The organism is Streptomyces sp. BBFR51, from assembly GCF_044591655.1.
In the GTDB taxonomy this organism is placed as follows: Bacteria; Actinomycetota; Actinomycetes; order Streptomycetales; family Streptomycetaceae; genus Streptomyces.
In genome coordinates this window covers 952,026-966,910 of the sequence record NZ_CP172448.1, presented here as the reverse complement: position 1 = coordinate 966,910, position 14,885 = coordinate 952,026, and the positions used below count along the sequence as shown (strand labels likewise).

The following is a 14,885-nucleotide window of genomic DNA, read 5'->3' as shown; positions in this document are numbered from 1 at the left end:
TCTCCATGGCAACCCGTGAATCGCAGCTCACCGAGGTCTTCGTCGAGGTAGCAGATTCCCTGACCGACGACTTCGACGTCATCGACTTCCTGCAGAAGCTGTCCGTACGCTGCATGGACCTGCTGGACGTCGCCGCCGTCGGCATCCTGCTCGCGGACGACAACGGCAAACTCCACGTCCTGGCCGCCTCCGACGAAGACACCCGGCTCCTGGAGCTCTTCGCCCTCCAGCACGACGAGGGCCCGTGCGTCGACTGCTACAACGACGGCATGCCGCGGATCGACGTCAGCCTCACCGACCCGAACGCGGTCACCCTGTGGCCTCAGTTCGCCCGCGGTGCCCAGGACACCGATTTCGTCGTCACCAACGCCCTGCCGATGCGGTTGCGGGGACGGGTCATCGGCGCGTTGAGCCTCTTCCAGACCGTCCCCGAGCCCTTGGCCGATCAGGACCTTTCCCTCGCCCAGGCCCTCGCGGACGTGGCCACCATCGCGATTCTCCAGCAGCGCACACTTGCGCACAGCGAGGCCGAGCGCGACCAGCTGCAGTACGCCCTCAACAGCCGCATCGTCATCGAACAGGTCAAGGGCGTCCTGGCCGAGCGCTGGCAGACCTCCATCGACGAGGCGTTCGGCATCTTCCGCGCGTACGCCCGTGCGCACAATCGCAAGCTGTCCGACCTGGCCCGGGGCGTCGCGGAGGGCAAACAGGACACCGACTCCATCCGCGCCTTCGCCGCGCGTATGCGGGCAACAGGCGCCTGACACCGGCCGATTCGGGGCGACGGCTTGGCCGGTGTCCGCCGGGCAGGGTGTTTCTAGGATCGGGCGGGATCCCTGGGCCGGAGGGCCTGGTGCATCGACTCCTCACGCCACCGCTTCAGAAGTGCGTGGAAGGCGACGGCGCCGTGGGGGTAGGCCGTAGGGCCGCCCGGCCGGCCACGTCCCTCGGCGTTGTAGTAGCCGGGGGTGCACTCGGCGTGGAACCACTCGTGGTCGGCAGCGTTCTCGGCCAGGCCGGCGATCCAGGCGTCCTCGGTCTCGCGGGACGGTTCTATGAGGCTGCCGGTCGCCTCGGCGGCCGCGACGAGTGCCGCGGCGTGGACGGCGTGTTCGTCCAGCACGTGCGTGTAGTTGACGCTGCTCGCGCTCTGCGTCCCGCCCAGCTGGATCAGGTTCGGGAAGCCGTTGCTGGTGAAGCCGTGCAGTGTGTGCGGGCCCCGCGCGGCCCACGCGTCCCGCAGCCGGGTGCCGCCCCGGCCGTGGACAGGCAGCCGGCCCGAGTGGATGCCGGAGACCCCGACGGAGAAGCCGGTGGCGAAGATCAGACAGTCGAGGACGTACTCGGTGTCGCCGACCACGACGCCGCGCTCCGTCATCCGCTCGATGCCGTGGGTGTCGGCGGTGTCGACGAGGGTGACGTCGTCCCGGTTGAACACCTGGAGGTACAGGTCGGAGAAGGTGGGGCGCTTGCAGGCGTACCGGTACCAGGGCTTGAGCTTCTCCGCCGTGTCCGGGTCGGTGACGATCTCCTCGACGCGGGCGCGGATCTCGTTCATCTTGGCGGCGTCCGCGACCTCGTAGGCCGCTTCGAAGGCCGCCCGGTCGTCCGGCCGGCGGAAACTGGGCAACAGCTTCTCCAGGAGGGCGGCCGACGAAGTCCACCGGTCCGCGACGAGGTCTTCCTCGGCCCTCTCGCCCGAGACGATGCGCAGGAAGTTGTCCCGGCGCTCGGTCGCCCAGCCGTGCCGGTCGGCACCGACGTCCCGAGCGGTGGTGCGGCGGTTGGCGCGCACGTCCACGGTGGAGGGAGTGCGCTGGAAGACGTACAGGTGTCCGGCGTCCTCGGCCAGCTTCGGGACGACCTGGATGCCGGTGGCGCCGGTGCCCACGATGCCCACGCGCTTGTCCGCGAGGCCGGTCAGGCCGCCGTCCACGGTGCCGCCGGTGTAGGCGTAGTCCCAGCGCGACGTGTGGAAGGTGTGGCCGGCGAACCGCTCGATGCCGGGGATGCCCGGCAGCTTCAGCTCGGACAGGGTGCCGGTGGCCGTGACGACGTACGTGGCCAAGAACGCGTCACCCCGGTCGGTCGTGACGAGCCATGCCCCGGACGCGTCGTCCCAGGACAGCGAGGTGACCGCCGTGGAGAACAGCGCGTCCGCGTAGAGGTCGGACTTCTCGGCGATCCGCACCGCGTGTCGGCGGATCTCCGCACCGGGGGCGTACTTCCACTCCGGTACGTACCCGGTCTCGTCGAGCATCGGCAGGTACACGTGCGACTCGATGTCGCAGTGGATGTCCGGGTACCGGTTCCAGTACCAGGTGCCCCCGAAGTCCCCGCCCTTCTCGATGACACGGACGCGCGCGACCCCCAGTCTGCGCAGCCGCGCCCCCGCGAGGACTCCGCCGAATCCACCGCCGACGACCGCGACGTCCACCCTGTCCCGCACCGGCTCACGTGCGGCCGCCGCCCCCGCGTACGGGTCGGCGGCGTAGTAGCCGAACTCGGCCTCGGCGGCGAGGTACTGCCGGGCGCCGTCGGGGCGTACGCGTCGCTCCCGTTCCTTCCGGTAGCGCTCCCTGAGGTCGGCGAGCGCCTCGGGCGTCAGCTTCTGTGAATGAGTCATGTGGGGGGACCTGGCCCTTCCGGTTCGCTGTCGAACGGCCGCCTTGTCCATGAACTGGGAACGGAGTCAGAGGACTTGAGCAGCCATGCACTACCGTAACAAGCACCGGACAGTGTTGTCCGGTTGGTGTGCTGGTTGCTTCCGCATACTTTCGGACAGAAAGAGTGATTCAGATGCGACGACTCCCGATCCGGGCGCTCGCCCCGCTCGCCGCGACCGCCGTGCTGGGCCTGACGGGGTGCGGTACGCAGACGGCCGGGGAGCCGGGGGACGCGGCCGCCGCCGCAGGGGACCGGACCATCCGCGCGCAGCAGGTCATGCGCCTGACGGAAGTGCACGAGCAGACCGGGGCGACCCTGCTGGAGGGGCCTGCGTTCGACAAGGACGGCAAGCTGCTCGTCGTCGACGTCACCGCCCCGGCCGGCGAGCCGAAGGTGCTGCGCGTGGATGTCCGGAAGGCGACGTCGCAGCGGTTCTACACCGACAACCGCGGCACCTTCACCTCGGCCCAGTTCAGTCCGTACGACGGACGGATGTACCTGACCGACTTCTCCCACGGCGACATCGTGAGCCTGGCCCCGGACGGCGGTGACCCGCGGACCTTCTTCTCCGGCGAGGTCGACGGCGCGCCGATGAACCCCGACGACCTGGCCTTCGACCGGGAAGGCAACCTGTACGTCAGTGACTCACGCGGCATGTCCGAGGGCGAGGCGAAGGGACGCGTGGTGCGCATCGATCGCACGGGGAAGAAGGCCGCCGTCCTGGCGGACGGACTCGAGGCGCCGAACGGCATCTCCTTCGACGCGGAGTATCGCGGGCTGTGGGTCAGCGAGCTGACGCAGAACCGCATCTCCTACCTCCTCCTGGACGCGGACGGGGCCGTGGCCTCGCGGCACACCGCCGTCCGGGTCGACGGCGGAATCGCCCAGACCGACTCGATCGCGGTCGACGCGGACGGCAACCTCTATCAAGGGCTGCACGGCCGTCCCGCGATGGCGGTGTTCAGCAGGAACGGTGAGCGCCTGGCGACCGTGGAGGTGCCGGCGCGCGCCGCCGAGGGGCTGGAATCGGCGACCAACGTGGCCATCACACCCGGCGGAACCCGGGCCTACATGACCGTCAGCGGATCGGACGGGGGCTACCTCTACTCCTTCACCGCGCTCGCGAAGGGGGTACGGCAGTCCAACGGCGGCTGACACCGGCCGTCCACGTTCACCCCGTGAAGGGCCGCACGGGGCCCACCTCGACACCGAGCAGCCGCCAGGCCGCCCGCGCCCGGCGCTCCCGGCGGTCGCGACCGGGCCCGGTCACGGCACCGGAGACCATGCCGACGGCGATCATCAGGTCGTCGGGCCCTGCGGCGAGCGGATGCCCTTCCGGCAGATGGCTGAGCAGGGCCCGCTCGACCCGCCGGGAAAGCGCCACGGCGTACGCGGGGGCCGCGGAGCCACTGCCCGCCCCGTCGGCGTGCAGAACGCTGATGAAGGCCGCCGACTCCGTCAGATGCCAGGTCAGGACGCCGAGAACCGCGGCCAGGTCCGCGTACTCCCGCGCCGCGCGCTCGATTTGCCGGACGTTCTCCTCCAGGACCGCGGTCGCCACGGCGGCCCGGTCGGGGAAATGCCGGTACAGCACGCCCTGACCCACCCCGGCCCGGCGTGCGATCGCGGACAGCGGTGCGTCCAGTCCCTGCTCCGCGTACACCTCCCGAGCCGCGGCGACGAGAGCAGCCCGGTTGCGGGCGGCAGCCTTGGGGCCGCCGCTCGCGGGCCGCCGTGAACCGGACATGGGTTGCTGCGTCACCCCGCGAGGGTAACGGTCCGGGCCTCGGGCCGAGAACGGTCCGGGCCTCGGGCCGAAACCGGCCGAAGAACTCAGTCGGCGAGTGCCTGCGCCATGCGGTCGAAGTCTTCGAGCAGGTGGGCCAGGCGGTCCGCGGGGATGGCCCGGATCATGCGGGCCTCGACGGCGTAGACGTCCCCCTGCGCCGCGTTGAGGCGGCGGCGGCCCTCGTCGGTGAGGCTGGCGGGGCGGGCCCGGCCGGTGTCGACGCTCGCCGGACGGGTGAGCAGGCCCTCGTTCTGAAGTCCGCGCAGGACGACGTTCATGGACTGGCGGGTGACGAAGGTGGCGCGGGCGAGTTCGGCGTTGGACAGGCCGGGGCGCGCGGCGAGAACTTCCAGGCAGGAGTACTGCGGCACGGTCAGGCCGTGCCGCCGCAGCACCTGGTCCATGGCGCCGCGCAGTGCGGCATGGGCGCGCTTGAGCCGGTATCCCGCGTGATCGAGCACGTCGTCGGCCGGATGGGGCGGGTCCACGGGCGAGCTGTTCTGCATGTCCATATTTTGACACCCGCGCGGAGGAGGTCTAGCGTCGTTGATGTCAAAGTCCTGACATTGATGCGAGGAGACACCCATGACCAGCAGCGTCGACGGCCCCGACTTCATCGCCCTTCAGGTCCGCGACCTGGAGGCCGCCGCCCTGTTCTGCGAGAAGAACCTCGGCCTGCGCCGCACCCCGGCCTCGCCCCCCGGCGCGGTCGTCTTCGACACCAAGCCCGTGCCGCTGGCCGTGCGCGAGCCGTTGCCCGGTACCGACCTCGACTCCGGCCGCCCCGGTCTCGGCGTGTCCCTGTGGTTCGCCACTTCCGACACCCGGGCCTTGCACGACCGGCTCACCGAAGCGGGCGTCGAGATCCTCACGCCGGTCACGGACAGTCCGTTCGGCGCGATGTTCTCCTTCGTCGGGCCCGAGGGCTACGTCCTGACGGTGCACCAGAGGGACTGAGCCCGGTCAGTCGGCCAGGTCTGCGGCGCGTCGGCGCAGCGCGTCGACCAGGCACTGGACCGGTGCCGTGACCGGGCCCGGCAACGACACCAGGTCGACGCGGCGTATCTCCTCCGCGATGCCCGTGACGTCCACGAAGCGAACGCCGGGCGGCACTACGGGCAGCAGCGCCGGTGAGGCCGTGGTGATGCCCGCCCCGGCCGCGACCAGGTGGAGCTTGGTCAGCCAGTCGCGGGCGGTGTGGGCGATCCGGGGCCGGCCGGGCAGCCCCGGCCAGACCCCGAGCAGCGGCTCACCCGTACTGCCGGGACTGGCGATCCACACCTGACCCGCGATCTCTTCGACGCCGACCGTGCCTCGTTCGGCGAACGGGCTGTCCGTCGGCACGGCCAGAGCCAGGCGCGTTTCCAGCAGGGGTTCGACGCGCAGGGGCGGGTCGTCCGTGTCGGGCGAGCGGTGCGGGGGCCGTGAGGTCAGCAGTGCGAGGTCGAGGGTGCCGCTGCGCAGCGCGCGTACCAGTGCGGGCGTGGTCCCCTCCCGCGACGTCACCGTGAGGTGGGAGCGTTCCTGACGCAGCGTCGCCAGCGCGTCGGCCACGATCACCGCTCCGGCGGCGGGGAAGAACCCCAGCCGGACCCGGCCGGTGGCGTCCCGCGCGCCCCGAAGTTCCCGGTCGGCCGCCTCCAGGGCGTCCAGGGCGGCGACGGCGTGGCGCAGCAGGGCGAGGCCGGGGCCGGTCGGCCGTACGCCACCGGGGAAGCGGTCGAAGAGCCGGGCACCGGTCGCCTGTTCCAGCGCGGCCACCTGGCGGGAGACCGCCGACTGCGTGTACCCGAGGGCCTGGGCGGCCGCCGTGAAGGTGCCCCGCTCCGCCACCTCGCGCAACACCCGCAGCCCGACCAGCGTCACATCCGCCACACCCATGACGAATGAGCATACCCAGCATGCGGAACATTCGTTGTGAGAATGCCTCGGTGGGTTCCTAACGTGGGGTCATGCCTCTGATCACCATCACCCTGCGACAGGGAACCACGCCCGAACACCGCCGCCTCGTCTCCGCGGCCGTCCACCAGTCCATGGTCGATGTCCTGAAGATCCCCCAGGACGACCAGTTCCACGTCTTCCACGAGGTCACGAGCGACAACCTCGTCATCCAGCCGGTCGTGTTCGGCCTGCGGCGCGGCCCGCGCACCCTGTTCATCCAGCTGTCCTTCAACCAGCGTCCCGCCGAGCAGAAGGCCGAACTGTTCCGGTCGATCGTCGACAACCTCCGGCTCTACGCGGACGTCCCGGAGGAGGACGTCATGCTCGTCGCCTTCGAGACGGCCCGTGAGAACTGGTGGGCCGCCGGCCGCGTCGTCGACCCCGCCACCGGCTACGACGAGCGCATGACCGAGGTGCCCGCCGGCCCGGCCGCCGCCGGCTGAAGTCCCCGTCACGCGCCGCCCGGTGGCGCCGTGCTCTGGCGTACGACGAGGTGGGTCGCCAGTTCGATGCGCCGGCCGGCCCGGCCGGGATCGTCGGGGCGCAGGAGCATGCGGGTGGCCTCCTCGGCCATGTGCCGCAGCGGCTGGTGAACGGTGGTCAGCGGAGGGCTCGACCACTGGGCCAGCGGTACGTCGTCGTAGCCGACGACCGAGAGGTCCTCGGGCACCCGCAGGCCCCTGAGCCGGGCCGCCTCCAGCACGCCGAGTGCGTGGAGGTCGCTGCCCGCGAAGATCGCCGTCGGCCGGTCGGGACCGGCGAGCAGGTCCATGCCGTGCTCGAAGCCGCTCTGCACGTGGTAGTCGCCGTAGCGGACCAGGGCCGGGTCGATCGGCAGCCCCGCCATGGTCATCGCCGAGCGGTAGCCGTCGAGACGGGCCAGTGAGCACAGCATGTCCTCGAACCCGGTGATGATCGCGACGCGTTCGTGTCCGTGGTCGGTGAGATGACGCGTGGCCGCGAGCCCCCCGGCCCAGTTGGCGGAGCCCACGGACGGGACGTCGGGGTCGGGGTCGCCGGCCGGGTCGACGATGACGAAGGGGATGTCCCAGGCCCGCAGGCGCTGCTTCACCTCGGCCGGGAGTGACGAGAAGACCAGCACGACACCCAGCGGCCGGCGCCGCAGCACCCCCTCGATCCAGTCCGCCGCGGGCGCGTGCCGGGTGCCGCTGCGGGTCAGCACCACGTCGGTCCGGTTGGCCTTGGCGACGTTCTCCACGCCCCGGACGAGTTCCATCGCCCAGACGCTGTCCAGCTCGTGGAAGACGAGTTCGACCAGCGGCGAGCGCGGCGGGCTCGGGTTCCGGCGGCGGTAGCCGTTCACCTCCAGAAGCCGCTCCACCCTGGCCCGGGTGGAGCTGGAGACATCCGAACGACCGTTGAGCACCTTCGAAACTGTCGGAGGGGAGACCCCGGCCTCTTTCGCCACCTCGGCCAGGGTCACCCTCGCTCCCACCTCAACTTCATCGTGCATGCAGGCAGGATAGGCCATGCGATCGATAACGTTTTGAGTCGGCAGCCGCACGGCCATTGACCGGAAATCCCGTCTCACTTTACTGTCCGACCAGCATGGACTTTCGGTGACGGAGCCGAAACTTTCGAAAGGCGAACGATGAAGACACGTGCGCGCTTGCCCAGACTGGTCGCCACCGGTGCGACGCTCGCCCTGGCGCTGAGCCTGTCGGCCTGCGGTGACGGGAACGGCGGGGCGTCGTCGGACGACGGCAAGATCCATGTCCTGGTCTACGGGGACGCCACCAACAAGGTCGAGCAGCAGATCATCGACACCTTCAACAAGACGTCCGACGTCAAGGCGGTCCTCGACACCATCCCCGGTGCCGACTACCAGACGAAGCTCCAGACGATCATCAGCACCCCCCAGGCTCCGGACATCTTCTTCAACTGGGGCGGCGGCAGCATCAAGCCGTTCGTCAAGGCCGACCTGCTGCTGCCGCTCGACGACTTCATCAAGAAGAACCCCGACCTGGAGAAGAAGTTCCTGCCGTCCGTGTTCGACAGCGCCGTCGTCGACGGCAAGCCGTACGGCATCCCGATGCGCGGCACCCAGCCGGTCCTGCTCTTCCACAACAAGGCGGTCCTCGACAAGGCGGGCGTCCAGCCGCCGAAGACCTGGGACGAGCTGCTCGACGCGGTGGGCAAGCTCAAGGACGAGGGAGTCACGCCGATCGCGCTCGGCGGCGGCGACGTCTGGCCCACCCAGATGTGGTTCCAGTACCTCTACGACCGCATAGCCGGACCGGAGCTGTTCGCGAAGGCCGTCGGAGGCGACAAGAGCGCCTGGGAGAGCGCGGACAGCAAGAAGGCCCTGGACATGATCAAGGAGCTGGTCGACGCCGGCGCCTTCGGCAAGAACTACGACTCCGTCAAGTACACCAACGGCGGCTCGGTCCAGCTGGTGGCCTCGGGCAAGGCCGGCTTCGAGCTGATGGGCTCCTGGTACTACTCCCAGCAGCTGACGGACCACAAGGAGTTCGCCGAGAAGGACCTCGGCTACACCGCCTTCCCGGCCGTCGAGGGCGGCAAGGGCGACCCGGCCAACGTCGCCGGCAACACCAACAACTACTACTCGGTGATGAAGAAGACCAAGCACCCCGAGGCCGCCGCCGAGTTCCTGAAGCTCATGTACTCCGACGAGTTCGTCAAGGCGCAGCTGGACATCGGCAACCTGCCGACCACGACCAACACCGACAAGTTCATCGACGGCTCGGGCACCCCCGAGTACTCGCGCTTCCAGTACGACCTCGTCGCCGACGCCCCGTCGTTCCAGCTTTCCTGGGACCAGGCGTACCCGCAGAAGGCGAGCTCGGACATGCACAAGGCCATCCAGCAGTTCTTCAACGGACAGCTCGACACGGACGGCTTCATCAAGGCCATGCAGGCCCTCCCGACCGAGTGACGAACGGCTCATGACCACACAGATCACGAGCGCCCGGCCCGCCGCCGGACCCCGCAAGGAGTCCCGGCGGCGGCCGCCCGCCTCGTCCGCAACGAAGGTAGGCCGCCCCGGCTTCGCCTGGGCGCTGCCCGCCGCAGTGTTCTTCGCCCTCTTCGCGATCGTCCCGCTGATCATGGTGGCGGTGCTGTCCTTCATGAGCTGGGACGGGATCAGCTCGCCCGAGTTCGTCGGCACGGACAACTGGTCGCGCCTCATCGACGACCCGGTCATGCTCAAGAGCGTCTGGCTGACCCTGCTGCTGACCGCGCTCGGTGTGGTCCTCCAGACCCCGCTGAGCATCCTGCTCGGTGTCTGGGCCGCCGGCCACCAGCGCAACCGCGCCGTCCTGTCGGTCGTCTACTTCATCCCGCTGCTGCTGTCCGCCACCGCCGTGTCCGTGCTGTGGCGGGCGCTGCTCGACCCGAACTTCGGCATCCCGGCCGAGGCCGCCTGGCTGTTCGGCGACGGCAACCTGTTCGGTGAACAGGCCACCGCCATCGGGGTGCTGGCGTTCGTCAGCACCTGGCAGTTCACCCCGTTCCACACGCTGATCTACCAGGGCGCCGCCCGCGCGATCCCGCCGGTGCTGTACCAGGCGGCGGAGATCGACGGGGCGGGCCGCTACCGGCAGTTCTTCCACATCACCCTGCCGCAGCTGCGCACCTCCATGATCACCTCGATGATCCTGATGATCGTCGGCGGCCTGACCACGTTCGAGACCGTCCTCATCCTGACCCAGGGCGGCCCCGGCACCGACACCACCATCAGCGCCTACTACATGTACGACAAGGCGTTCAAGAGCTTCGACTACGGCACCGGCTCCGCGATCGCCCTGGCCCTGGTCGTCGCGGCCACGATCATTTCGCTGATCGTCGTCCGGGTCTCCGGCTACGACAAGATGCGCAGCTCCGCGGAGGGTGTGTCATGAGGCGCCGACCGAACTACGTCGCCGGGGCCGGCTCGCTCGTCTGGCTCCTCCTGGTGGGCCTGCCGCTGTACGTGATGCTCGCGGCGACGCTGCGCACCCGCCAGGACTACGCAGAGAACGGCCCGGTATCGCTCCCGGACAGCTTCACGCTGGACAACTTCACCGGTGCCTTCGACTCGGGCTTCGGCCAGTACTTCTTCAACACGCTGGTCGTCACCGCCTGCGTGATCGGCATCGTGCTGCTGCTGGTCCCGCCGCTCGCCTACGCGATCGTCCGCAGCCGCGGCAGGACCACGTCGGCGATCTTCCGGCTGTTCCTGCTCGGCCTCGCCATCCCGGCCCAGGCCGTGATCGTGCCGATGTTCTACCTGATCAGCGAAGCCGGGCTGTACGACAACCTCCTCGGCGTCATCCTGCCCACGGCCGCGTTCTGCCTGCCGATGTCCGCGCTCATCCTCAGCGGCGCGATGCGTGACATCTCGCCGGAGCTGTACGAGGCCATGGCGATGGACGGCGCCAGCCCGCGGCGGATGTTCTTCCAGCTCGTCATGCCGCTGTCCCGCGGCGGAGTCTCCACGATCGTGGTGTTCTCCGCGCTCCAGGCGTGGAACGGGTTCCTGTTCCCGCTCGTCCTGACCCAGTCCGAGTCCACCAAGGTGGTCACCCTGGGTCTGTACAACTTCCAGACCGCGCACGGCATCGACATCCCCGGTCTGCTGGGAGCCGTGGTGCTGTCCATGGTGCCCATCCTGCTCGTCTACCTGTTCGCTCGTCGCGCCCTGGTCCAGGGCCTGATGGGCGTCGGAGGAAAGTGACCCACGACGTGGCCGTTGAGACCACCCCCGAAATCCCCCTCTGGAACGACCCCGCCCACTCCCTCTCCGACCGGGTGTCCGCGCTGATCGAAGCGATGACCCCCGAGGAGAAGATCGCCCAGCTGTACGGCGTGTGGGTCGGCGCGTCCAACGAGGGCGGAGACGTCGCCCCGCATCAGCACGACATGGAGGAGGCGGTCGATCTCGACGCACTCCTGCCCACCGGCCTCGGCCAGCTCACCCGGCCCTTCGGCACCGCCCCCGTCGACCCGGCGCTCGGCGCGCTCTCCCTCATGCGCACGCAGGCCCGGATCGCCGCCGAGAACCGCTTCGGCATTCCGGCCCTCGCGCATGAGGAGTGCCTGGCCGGTTTCGCCGCCTGGGGGGCGACGGCGTACCCGGTCCCGTTGTCCTGGGGCGCCACCTTCGATCCGGACCTGGTCCGGCGGATGGCTGCCGCCATCGGCCGTGACATGCGGTCCGTCGGCGTCCACCAGGGACTCGCGCCCGTCCTGGACGTGGTGCGCGATGCCCGCTGGGGCCGGGTCGAGGAAACCATCGGCGAGGACCCGTACCTCGTCGGCACCATCGCAACGGCCTACGTGAAGGGTCTCGAGTCGGCCGGGATCGTCGCCACCCTCAAGCACTTCGTCGGCTACTCGGCCTCCCGCGCCGGACGCAACCTCGCCCCCTCCTCCGTCGGCCCGCGCGAACGCGCCGACGTCCTGCTGCCCCCCTTCGAGATGGCGATCCGCGAAGGCGGCGCCAGGTCGGTGATGCACGCCTACACCGACACCGACGGCATCCCCTCCGCGGCCGACGAGGACCTGCTCACCGGACTGCTGCGCGACACGTGGGCCTTCGACGGCACCGTCGTCGCCGACTACTTCGGCATCGCGTTCCTGAAGACCCTGCACGGCATCGCCGCCGACTGGGCCGGCGCCGCCGGGGCCGCACTGCGGGCGGGCGTCGACATCGAACTGCCCACCGTCAAGACGTTCGGGCCGCCCCTCGCCGAAGCCGTAGCCGACGGCCGCGTCCCGGAGGGCTTGGTCGACCGGGCGCTGCGCCGGGTACTCACCCAGAAGGCGATGCTCGGACTGCTCGACCCGGACTGGAACCCCATGCCCTCCGCGCTGCAGGACACCGACCCGGACGACCCGGACGCCCTGCGCGGCCGGATCGACCTGGACGGCCCCGCCAACCGGGAACTGGCCCGCACGGTCGCCGAGGAAGCGGTCGTGCTGCTCAGCAACGACGGCACCCTCCCCCTCGACAGGCCGCGCCGCATCGCCCTGATCGGCCCCAACGCCGACGAACCCACCGCCGTACTGGGCTGCTACTCCTTCCCCCAGCACATCGGCGTCCGACACCCCGGAACCCCGCACGGCATCGAGTTGCCCACCCTGCGCGACACCCTCGCCACCGAGTTCCCCGACGCCGAGATCACCCTGGTGCACGGTACGGGGGTCGACGACGGCGAGGTCTTCGGCATCCCCGAGGCCGTCCGGGCGGCCCGCGACGCCGATGTCGTCGTCGCCGTCCTGGGCGACCGTGCCGGGCTGTTCGGGCGCGGCACCAGCGGAGAGGGGTGCGACGTCGAGTCGCTGGCGCTGCCCGGCGCGCAGCAGCAGCTGCTCGACGCGCTCCTCGACACCCGCAAGCCGGTCGTGACGGTGCTGCTCGCCGGCCGCCCCTACGCCCTGGGGCGGGCCGTGACCGAGTCCGCCGCGATCGTGCAGTCGTTCTTCCCCGGCGAGGAGGGCACCGCGGCCGTCGCCGGCGTGCTCAGCGGGCGGACCGACCCCACCGGCAGGCTGCCCGTCAGCGTGCCGCGCGGAGCGGGTGCCCAGCCGACCACCTACCTCGGGGCGCGGCTCGCCCAGGCCAGCGAGGTGTCCAACATCGACCCGACGCCCGCCTTCGGCTTCGGGCACGGCCTCACGTACACCACGTTCGCCTGGAGCGACCTCGTGGTGCACACCAAGGAGGCTGCCACCGACGGCGAGTTCTCCCTGGAACTCACCGTCCGCAACACCGGCGAACGGCACGGCACCGAGGTGGTGCAGCTCTACCTGCACGACCCGGTCGCCTCCGTCGTCCAGCCGGTGCAGCGCCTCATCGGCTACACGCGGGTGCCGCTGGCCCCCGGTGAGGCCCGCCGGGTGCGCGTCGAGGTGCCCGCCGACCTCGCCGCCTTCACCGGCCGCGACGGCCGGCGCGTCGTCGAACCGGGGGACCTGGAGCTGCGGTTCGCCGCGTCCAGCACCGAGCCGCTGCTGACGGCGACGGTCGCCCTCACCGGCGCGGAACGCCGGGTCGACCACACGCGGCGCCTGCACGCCGTGTTCGCCCAGGAGGCCACCGCGGGCGCCTGAGCCGCGGGCGGGTAAACGAGCGGTGGTGGAACGAGCGGTGGTCCCGGGCGAGGGCGTCCGGGACCACCGCTCGTCGCACCACCGTCAGTCCTCGAAGTCCTTCGCCAGCTCTTGCCACGGGAGTTCACGCAGGGCCGCGGGGGCGTCGTCGTTCGACGGGGGATCCGGGGTGTGCTGGAACCAGACCACGACGAGTGCGGAGAAGTACCAGCCGGAGTCGTGGGCGGGGTCGATCTCGTCCGACTCGAACGCGCCGACGCAGGCGACGGCGGGCAGGTGCTCGATCGGCTCGTCCAGGCGCGTGGTCCTGCCGGTCTCCGTGAGTTCGGGCGGTATGAGGTGGACGGGCCAACCCGGGTAGGCCTCCCGCGCGACGCGCAGCCGGCCGGCGACGATGCCCTCGTTGACGCGCTTGGTCGGCACACCTTCGAGCAGTCCGTCGTAGGTCGAGGAGAGTCGCAGCTCGGCCAGGGCGATGGAGCGGCGCGACGACAGGGTGATCCGGCTCAGCGACATGGCGGAACGATACGTCCTTGTGGCACGGGCCGGACCGGCCCCGGAATGACACGCGGAGCGTCGCCCGCCGGGGCGGGCTTGAAGGAGGGCGTGGTCGTGCCCTACGGGCAGCACTGGTTCATCCGCTGGCGGACGAGCCCGGCACGTAGGCGGGGTGCCGCACGGTGCGGCCCCGCACGATGGCGTCGCTCGGTCCGTTGCCGTGTCGACGGGGCCGTCGCCGGGCGGATCGGTGAGGATGGGGGCCCGTCGGCCGACCCGAGGACGCAGAGATGTGCTGGAGCGCGGAGGCCGACCTCGTCGCGGGTGCCGGGGTCGCGGCCGTCGGCGTGGCCTGTGTCGCCCGGACACGGCGGCCGCGTGACCTGCCGCTCGCCGCGCTGCCCGTGCTGCTCGGAGCCCACCAGATGGTCGAGGCCGCGGTCTGGGCCTCGCGGGGAGGCACCGGCCCGGCCACCCTGGCCTGGGCCGTCATCGCCCTGCCCCTGCTCGCGCTCTGGGTTCCGCTGGGCGTGCTGTGCGCCGCTCCACCGCGTGCGCGGCGCAGGTCGACCGTGCCGCTCGCCGCCGGAGTCGCTACCGCGACGGCCCTCGCGTACGTACTCGCCACGCGTCCCGTGCGCGCGGAGATCCGGGGCCACACCGTCGCCTACGTCGTGGACCTGCCGCATGCCGAACTGCTGGTCGCCGGCTACCTGGTGGCGACCGTCGGCGCCCTGCTCACGGCCGGCGACCGGGGGTTGCGGGTCCTCGGCGTCCTGGCCGCCGTGGGCGCGCTGATCTGCTGGGCCCTGTGGCGGCTGGAGTTCGTCTCCACCTGGTGCGCGTACGCCGCGGTGTGCTCGGTCGTCCTGCTCGGCTGGGTGAACGGACGACGACGCGCGACGCCGTGAAC

15 protein-coding genes are annotated in these 14,885 nt (G+C 70.8%); 9 read left to right on the top strand and 6 right to left on the bottom strand.

What is annotated here, in order from left to right:
* Positions 1-5: 5 nt before the first annotated feature.
* A complete protein-coding gene (locus ACGH7X_RS04460; protein ID WP_399881838.1) occupies positions 6-764 on the top strand; it encodes a GAF and ANTAR domain-containing protein in 759 nt (252 codons plus the stop codon).
* 53 nt (positions 765-817) lie between these two features.
* Here ACGH7X_RS04460 and ACGH7X_RS04455 read toward each other — a convergent pair whose 3' ends face one another.
* Positions 818-2,626 carry a flavin-containing monooxygenase gene (locus ACGH7X_RS04455; RefSeq protein ID WP_399881836.1) on the bottom strand — a complete coding sequence of 603 codons (1,809 nt, stop codon included), beginning with the start codon at positions 2,624-2,626 and terminating at the stop codon, positions 818-820.
* Positions 2,627-2,799: 173 nt separating this feature from the next.
* Here ACGH7X_RS04455 and ACGH7X_RS04450 point away from each other — a divergent pair, with 173 nt between their 5' ends.
* On the top strand, positions 2,800-3,822 hold the full coding sequence (locus tag ACGH7X_RS04450) for an SMP-30/gluconolactonase/LRE family protein (RefSeq protein ID WP_399881834.1): 1,023 nt from the start codon (positions 2,800-2,802) through the stop codon (positions 3,820-3,822).
* Positions 3,823-3,838: 16 nt separating this feature from the next.
* On the opposite strand, the gene ACGH7X_RS04445 is transcribed toward ACGH7X_RS04450, so the two are convergent.
* Positions 3,839-4,429 carry a TetR/AcrR family transcriptional regulator gene (locus tag ACGH7X_RS04445; RefSeq protein ID WP_399881832.1) on the bottom strand — a complete coding sequence of 197 codons (591 nt, stop codon included), beginning with the start codon at positions 4,427-4,429 and terminating at the stop codon, positions 3,839-3,841.
* 71 nt (positions 4,430-4,500) lie between these two features.
* Positions 4,501-4,962 carry a MarR family winged helix-turn-helix transcriptional regulator gene (locus tag ACGH7X_RS04440; protein WP_399881830.1) on the bottom strand — a complete coding sequence of 154 codons (462 nt, stop codon included), beginning with the start codon at positions 4,960-4,962 and terminating at the stop codon, positions 4,501-4,503.
* A 79-nt stretch (positions 4,963-5,041) separates the two neighbouring features.
* Between ACGH7X_RS04440 and ACGH7X_RS04435 the strand changes: the two genes are divergently transcribed.
* Positions 5,042-5,413 (top strand): VOC family protein, encoded by a 372-nt coding sequence (locus tag ACGH7X_RS04435; RefSeq protein ID WP_399881828.1) that lies wholly within the window; start codon positions 5,042-5,044, stop codon positions 5,411-5,413.
* Positions 5,414-5,419: 6 nt separating this feature from the next.
* On the opposite strand, the gene ACGH7X_RS04430 is transcribed toward ACGH7X_RS04435, so the two are convergent.
* Entirely contained in the window at positions 5,420-6,337 is a 918-nt protein-coding gene (locus ACGH7X_RS04430) for a LysR family transcriptional regulator (protein WP_399881826.1), read from the bottom strand.
* A gap of 71 nt (positions 6,338-6,408) precedes the next feature.
* Between ACGH7X_RS04430 and ACGH7X_RS04425 the strand changes: the two genes are divergently transcribed.
* Positions 6,409-6,840, top strand: a complete 432-nt coding sequence (locus tag ACGH7X_RS04425; protein ID WP_399881824.1) for a tautomerase family protein — start codon at positions 6,409-6,411, stop codon at positions 6,838-6,840.
* An 8-nt stretch (positions 6,841-6,848) separates the two neighbouring features.
* Here ACGH7X_RS04425 and ACGH7X_RS04420 read toward each other — a convergent pair whose 3' ends face one another.
* Positions 6,849-7,871 carry a LacI family DNA-binding transcriptional regulator gene (locus ACGH7X_RS04420; RefSeq protein WP_399881822.1) on the bottom strand — a complete coding sequence of 341 codons (1,023 nt, stop codon included), beginning with the start codon at positions 7,869-7,871 and terminating at the stop codon, positions 6,849-6,851.
* A gap of 138 nt (positions 7,872-8,009) precedes the next feature.
* On the opposite strand from ACGH7X_RS04420, the gene ACGH7X_RS04415 reads away from it, so the two are divergent.
* Genes ACGH7X_RS04415 through ACGH7X_RS04400 form a run of 4 tightly spaced genes read left to right on the top strand, consistent with a single transcriptional unit; the run spans position 8,010 to position 13,474 of the window.
* Entirely contained in the window at positions 8,010-9,314 is a 1,305-nt protein-coding gene (locus ACGH7X_RS04415) for an ABC transporter substrate-binding protein (RefSeq protein WP_399881820.1), read from the top strand.
* A gap of 10 nt (positions 9,315-9,324) precedes the next feature.
* Complete coding sequence (locus ACGH7X_RS04410; protein WP_399881818.1) at positions 9,325-10,281, top strand: carbohydrate ABC transporter permease; 957 nt, start codon at positions 9,325-9,327, stop codon at positions 10,279-10,281.
* The gene (locus tag ACGH7X_RS04405; RefSeq protein ID WP_399881816.1) at positions 10,278-11,096 is read left to right on the top strand and encodes a carbohydrate ABC transporter permease; all 819 of its coding nucleotides are present in this window, start codon (positions 10,278-10,280) and stop codon (positions 11,094-11,096) included. The genes ACGH7X_RS04410 and ACGH7X_RS04405 overlap by 4 nt, the downstream gene beginning before the upstream one ends.
* Entirely contained in the window at positions 11,093-13,474 is a 2,382-nt protein-coding gene (locus ACGH7X_RS04400) for a beta-glucosidase (RefSeq protein ID WP_399881814.1), read from the top strand. The genes ACGH7X_RS04405 and ACGH7X_RS04400 overlap by 4 nt, the downstream gene beginning before the upstream one ends.
* An 84-nt stretch (positions 13,475-13,558) precedes the next feature.
* Here the strand turns inward: ACGH7X_RS04400 and ACGH7X_RS04395 are convergent, their stop codons facing one another.
* Positions 13,559-13,990, bottom strand: a complete 432-nt coding sequence (locus ACGH7X_RS04395; protein WP_399881812.1) for a hypothetical protein — start codon at positions 13,988-13,990, stop codon at positions 13,559-13,561.
* Positions 13,991-14,262: 272 nt separating this feature from the next.
* Here ACGH7X_RS04395 and ACGH7X_RS04390 point away from each other — a divergent pair, with 272 nt between their 5' ends.
* Positions 14,263-14,883 (top strand): DUF6629 family protein, encoded by a 621-nt coding sequence (locus tag ACGH7X_RS04390; protein WP_399881810.1) that lies wholly within the window; start codon positions 14,263-14,265, stop codon positions 14,881-14,883.
* Positions 14,884-14,885: the final 2 nt, after the last annotated feature.

What these genes read in the sequence shown, in the direction of transcription:
- ACGH7X_RS04460 (WP_399881838.1), top strand. Translation starts at nt 6, where the DNA reads ATGGCAACCCGTGAATCGCAGCTCACCGAGGTCTTCGTCGAGGTAGCA.
- ACGH7X_RS04455 (WP_399881836.1), bottom strand. Translation starts at nt 2,626, where the DNA reads ATGACTCATTCACAGAAGCTGACGCCCGAGGCGCTCGCCGACCTCAGG.
- ACGH7X_RS04450 (WP_399881834.1), top strand. Translation starts at nt 2,800, where the DNA reads ATGCGACGACTCCCGATCCGGGCGCTCGCCCCGCTCGCCGCGACCGCC.
- ACGH7X_RS04440 (WP_399881830.1), bottom strand. Translation starts at nt 4,962, where the DNA reads ATGCAGAACAGCTCGCCCGTGGACCCGCCCCATCCGGCCGACGACGTG.
- ACGH7X_RS04435 (WP_399881828.1), top strand. Translation starts at nt 5,042, where the DNA reads ATGACCAGCAGCGTCGACGGCCCCGACTTCATCGCCCTTCAGGTCCGC.
- ACGH7X_RS04430 (WP_399881826.1), bottom strand. Translation starts at nt 6,337, where the DNA reads ATGGGTGTGGCGGATGTGACGCTGGTCGGGCTGCGGGTGTTGCGCGAG.
- ACGH7X_RS04425 (WP_399881824.1), top strand. Translation starts at nt 6,409, where the DNA reads ATGCCTCTGATCACCATCACCCTGCGACAGGGAACCACGCCCGAACAC.
- ACGH7X_RS04420 (WP_399881822.1), bottom strand. Translation starts at nt 7,871, where the DNA reads ATGCACGATGAAGTTGAGGTGGGAGCGAGGGTGACCCTGGCCGAGGTG.
- ACGH7X_RS04415 (WP_399881820.1), top strand. Translation starts at nt 8,010, where the DNA reads ATGAAGACACGTGCGCGCTTGCCCAGACTGGTCGCCACCGGTGCGACG.
- ACGH7X_RS04410 (WP_399881818.1), top strand. Translation starts at nt 9,325, where the DNA reads ATGACCACACAGATCACGAGCGCCCGGCCCGCCGCCGGACCCCGCAAG.
- ACGH7X_RS04405 (WP_399881816.1), top strand. Translation starts at nt 10,278, where the DNA reads ATGAGGCGCCGACCGAACTACGTCGCCGGGGCCGGCTCGCTCGTCTGG.
- ACGH7X_RS04395 (WP_399881812.1), bottom strand. Translation starts at nt 13,990, where the DNA reads ATGTCGCTGAGCCGGATCACCCTGTCGTCGCGCCGCTCCATCGCCCTG.
- ACGH7X_RS04390 (WP_399881810.1), top strand. Translation starts at nt 14,263, where the DNA reads ATGTGCTGGAGCGCGGAGGCCGACCTCGTCGCGGGTGCCGGGGTCGCG.